Origin of the sequence: Coleofasciculus sp. F4-SAH-05, from assembly GCF_040222985.1 — a bacterium.
Lineage (GTDB): Bacteria > Cyanobacteriota > Cyanobacteriia > Cyanobacteriales > Coleofasciculaceae > Coleofasciculus > Coleofasciculus chthonoplastes.
On sequence record NZ_JAVKBY010000263.1, the window covers coordinates 1 to 4,733 of the forward strand.

Genomic DNA, 4,733 nt, shown 5'->3' on the forward strand with positions numbered 1-4,733 from the left:
AAGGCAAAATCTAGGGATGGGCAATCCCGAAGTAACGCTACAGGAGTTGGAGCCTCTACGCTACTTGGCGCAAGCCTGGTAGAGCAAGTTCTGACGATGAATGTAGAATCCCACGCGCTTTAAGCCGTGGGAGTGTCAATAAAGCCCCCCTGTTTCGATCCCCCGTCCGACACCCAACCCCCCTCGTTCCCCCTGCTTCCAGACGTAGCATGCTACGTCTCTACATTGCTCTCCCTGCTCCCCCTCACCTCTCCACTTATTCAGCAGCCCCTATTTAATCGTCTCAAAAACACAGGTAAGGCGTAAATCCAAATTGTAACTGAGGGTAAAAAGAAAGGAATTAATAAAGCAGCAGAAATATAAACCTGTAAGCCAATGATTCCATAAATAGCGGTGGCACTGGTTAATAGTAGCAACCATTGTCCTGTCCAAATTTGTCGGCGTTCACTGATGAGTAACACCATTCCTTTACCGAGAAATGCCGCAATACCAACCATCCACAAATCTGGTATTGGAATCACTAATCGCTGGCTTAATAAATGGTACATGGTATAGGCATGAGATTCACCCCCTGTATATACAGGGGGATAATTCAGGTGCGGATTTTGCGAGCGCCAATAAGATACAGCCATAGGAATGGGAAAGTTATCACTCCCTCCATCAGTTACCCCAGCTTGGTCATATCCGCCCGCCGCAATCAGGACAACTTGCTGGTTTAATTGTTCCGGTGTTGGTGCGTTATCAGTATTTTCCAGTAACTCCCAAGCGGCAATTGTTTGATAAGCATAATCGGGGGGAATGGAAAAATCAAGAATTGGATATAACCAAAGTTGTTGGAAATTTCGCGATAGGCTAGTCATTGCCGGAAGGCGCAACGGATGCAAAAAGTCGGTGAGGGGATTGGGTGCGGGATTGTTGTCTAAATAGTGAATGAATCGGGTGCGGAAATTTGCCGATGAATCCGTCTCGGTTAATCGCTGCGGTTGGGGTAAATTCGGATTAGGGGCTTGATTGGCGGCGTGGGCGAGGGCTAATAAATAGGCAAAGGAACAACTATCCGCACAATTGGTATTAGGGGGGAGAAGTTTATTGTACCAAAGCGGCGCATTAATATAAGCCTCTAAACTCCAATTGGGGTGAGCGATACTATCAATTATTCCTAGTTCTTCGTTTCCGGTTTTTACCGCCGCAAATACCAACCAGGTTTGTTTTTTGTCGATGGTATGACGAATAGATTGGGCGAGAACGTCATCTTCATCGGTGGGACTATCCAGGAGATAATCTAAGCCAATCACTTTGGCATCTAATGCAGTAAGCTGATCAATAAGACGGGCTAAATAGGTGCGATCAATGGGATTAATGCGGCGTGCATCAATATTGGCATGAATGAGAGACTCGCGATCAATATGCACTAACAGAACAGGGGGAGATTTATCTGTAGGAATCTGTTCAGTGATATTCCGATAAACCGACTGCATCCAAACCCGCCGTTCCAGGAGAAAATCTTGCACCCCAGGGCGTAAACTAAGAAACATGAGAACCAAAAGTGCGATCGCTTCGGGTTTCGTCGGTAACCAACGCTTAACCTGTTGCTTCCAGCCTGTGGGTTCTAGGCGAAATGGGGGCGCGTCAGGATGGCGAAATAGGGAGGGAACCAGATAGGCGCTGGGATAGGTGAGATGCTTTTCTAATTTGAGATACCGACACGCTTCCCGCAGGGAGTCTTGCACATCATGAAACTGGGCTAACCGTTGCAGAAACTGCACCAGGAATTCTTGGGCGACTTGGTTATGAATCGGTTCTCGCATCACCGCCACCTGAGGAAAGCCCAAATCAATCAGGGAATTGGCTAAACTGAGTCCATTACAGGAGTTAAATAGGGCAAACTGTAAGCCGCGTTCCTTGGCGATTTTCAGGGGTTGGGCGATTTCACTGAAATTCAGAGACACTCCTGGCGCGATCGCAAACTCTCCTCCGGTTAATATAGTTTCATTACTATGACCCGCAAAAAATAAGATATCCCAGCCCCGTTCATCGGTAATTTGCTTGACAATTTCCGTTTTTAATGCATTCCCCTCCTGTCCAGGTTGCCAACCGACAAACACAATCTCAGCAATTCCCGTGAGCGATCGCACCGCCTCTTGATCCGCCTTAAAATTTAATCCGGTATCATCTCCCCAAATCACCAAAACCCGCGCCCGTCGCCGCCGCCTGGGTGTCACAGTGGTGCCTTGAATTGTCAGAGGTGTCCGCAGGATATGAATTTGAGAGGGTACCGCAAACTCCGTGCCAATTTCCCAAGCTTCCCAGGGTAATCGGGCGAGTTCTAGGGGATTACAGGTGAGAAAGATTTCGATAATCGGGGTAGTATCTTTCATCCCCTGATCTCGAACCGCCTGAACGATACGAGAACGAAGTTCAAACAACTCCCCTCGCCGCAACCATTGATGAAACTCGTAGAGTAACTTTGCCTCAGCTTGAACCAGTTTCGCGTGCCAATCGACGGGTGGTTTGCTCAAGTTCCCCATTTGAGACACCCGCCCTCGCAGCGCTTGCTTATAGAAACTCAGATAAACCTTACTCCACTCCTGATAGAGGGTAGTTAGAGTTTCCGGATAAGGTACAGTCACACCAATTAGTTGTCCTCGCCCCCAAGACAACTCAAACAGACAAGCCTGTTCGATGCGCTGAACTTTGAGATAGAACACAAAACGGTTGGGAGTCATAGTCGATAGAATCGCCGATTGGCAACCACGATGCCTCGTTTCTTGATTCTATCTCTCAGCCGTGAGGGGGATATGCAGTTTACCTTAGTCGGTGAACAGGAATCCAGCCATCATCTTTGACGCCAGTATGTGATGCATCGTCAGTAAGCGTAATAGCGGTTTGTAGAGACGTTGCATGCAACGTCTCTACTTAAAGTCCCATCACATCTTCATACAACGCTTCAATAGGACAGTGAAAATCAACACTAGCCAAGTGAACTTCTTCCCCTTGACTATAGGGATGGAGAACCCAAAGTCCTTCAGAATTACGCCGAAAATACTCTACACTAATCCGTTCTTGATTAATTAGTACGTAGTCTTCTAGAGTGTCTATAGTTCTGTAGTCGGCAAATTTATCCCCTCTATCAAAAGCGGCGGTTTTAGGAGATAGGACTTCAACGACTAAACAAGGATAGCGAATAAAGTCTTCGTCAGAGGAAGAATTATCCCGTTCATCACAAGTTACCGTGACATCGGGATAGTAATAAATACTAGCCGCTTCAATCTGGACTTTCATATCTGCCATGTAAGGGATACAACCTCTCCCCCGCAGATGGCTTCTTAGCATCGCAAATAGGTTGCCTGCAATAGTCACATGGGCTTTACTAGCACCTGCCATGGCATAAACTTCCCCACGAATATATTCATGCTTGATTGGGGACACTCTCTCTCCTTCTAAATAGTCTTCTGGAGAGATATAGGCGTAATTTGGACTCACTGTCATTTGAGAAAGACTCCCTTTTTTATTATCACTTAGGATTTACGCAATTTGAGGATTTAAACTATAGAGGTAGGGTGGGCAATGCCCACCCTACATGAGACTATGCGTCAATCCTATTACTGTTATTGTTGAAGTACACTCTATCGTACCCCGACAAACAATAAACGGATCACATCCTTACTCGTAAATCCAAGGATTGATGGTTGGTTGCCAACTTACCAGTTCCTCTTCCTTAAACCAAAGCTTAATTTCCTCTTTAGCCGTGTCTGATCCATCGGAACCATGAATCAGGTTGCGACCAACCGTAACGCCAAAATCACCCCGAATCGTTCCCGGTTCAGCACTGAGGGGATTGGTTGCACCAATGATTTTCCGAGCAGAAGCGATAATCCCCTCCCCTTCCCAAACCATGGCGACAACAGGACCAGAGGTGATGAATTTGATGAGTCCAGCAAAAAACCCCTTGTCTTTGTGAACCGCATAGTGTTGTTCAGCCAGTTCCCGGCTAACACTCATCAGCTTGAGTCCCACCAGGGTAAAGCCTTTGGTTTCCAGGCGTTGGATAATTTCACCCACCAGATTACGCTGGACGCCATCTGGCTTAATCATCAAAAATGTTCGCTCCAAATTTCTCTCCTCAAGATTTTTCACAAATTACCAAACCCAGATTAGACCATATTCGTGTCCATCGCCCAATCAGACTAAATCTGGGTCAACTAAATAGATGGTAGGGACAAGGCAACAGGCAACAGGCAACAGGCAACAGGACTCAAGGTATAAAGGTTACAAAGGCGGATTGGGTATCATGTTTCAGCAAGGCGAGAGACGTTCCATGGAACGTCTCTACAAATTCTAGTGTGGTATTATCTGTTTGTTTACTTCGTCTTGGTTTGCCCTTTAGCCTGTTCTAATGCAATTTCTTTCAGCGCCTGATAAGAATTGGAATTTGAGGTTCCTTCAATTGCCTTAACTGCTAAATCTTGCACCTGTTTCAGCGCCGCATCCAGTTGTTTGGAGAGATTTTCAATGCGAGATTCCTGATTTTCAATGGTTTCTTGCAGCGATTCAATTCGTAGGTTATAGAAGCGTTTTTGCCCGTCGATTTCGGTTCTTCCGGAGTTACTATGCTAAACTATCAGTTTAAACAATCAAAAACCAAGCCCCATAATAATTGTAGCGCCTCAGCTATTCAAAATTGAGAAAAACATCCAGATAACGCCCAAACCTTTTGTTATATAAAGGCTTTG

Annotated in this window: 3 protein-coding genes and 1 pseudogene; all 4 read right to left on the reverse strand. The window is 46.1% G+C overall.

Features of this window, described 5'->3' with window-relative positions:
- Nucleotides 1-260: 260 nt before the first annotated feature.
- Nucleotides 261-2,726, reverse strand: a complete 2,466-nt coding sequence (locus tag RIG27_RS32355; protein ID WP_446351156.1) for a CHASE2 domain-containing protein — start codon at nucleotides 2,724-2,726, stop codon at nucleotides 261-263.
- 190 nt (nucleotides 2,727-2,916) lie between these two features.
- On the reverse strand, nucleotides 2,917-3,489 hold the full coding sequence (locus tag RIG27_RS32360; protein ID WP_446351157.1) for a Uma2 family endonuclease: 573 nt from the start codon (nucleotides 3,487-3,489) through the stop codon (nucleotides 2,917-2,919).
- Between the two features lie 174 nt (nucleotides 3,490-3,663).
- The gene (ndk, locus tag RIG27_RS32365; RefSeq protein ID WP_446342687.1) at nucleotides 3,664-4,113 is read right to left on the reverse strand and encodes a nucleoside-diphosphate kinase; all 450 of its coding nucleotides are present in this window, start codon (nucleotides 4,111-4,113) and stop codon (nucleotides 3,664-3,666) included.
- Nucleotides 4,114-4,361: 248 nt separating this feature from the next.
- A pseudogene (locus RIG27_RS32370) lies at nucleotides 4,362-4,592 on the reverse strand (hypothetical protein); the annotation flags it as partial.
- Nucleotides 4,593-4,733 lie beyond the last annotated feature (141 nt).

Coding starts and splice junctions, on each gene's coding strand:
- RIG27_RS32355 (WP_446351156.1), bottom strand. CDS start 2,726: ATGACTCCCAACCGTTTTGTGTTCTATCTCAAAGTTCAGCGCATCGAA.
- RIG27_RS32360 (WP_446351157.1), bottom strand. CDS start 3,489: ATGACAGTGAGTCCAAATTACGCCTATATCTCTCCAGAAGACTATTTA.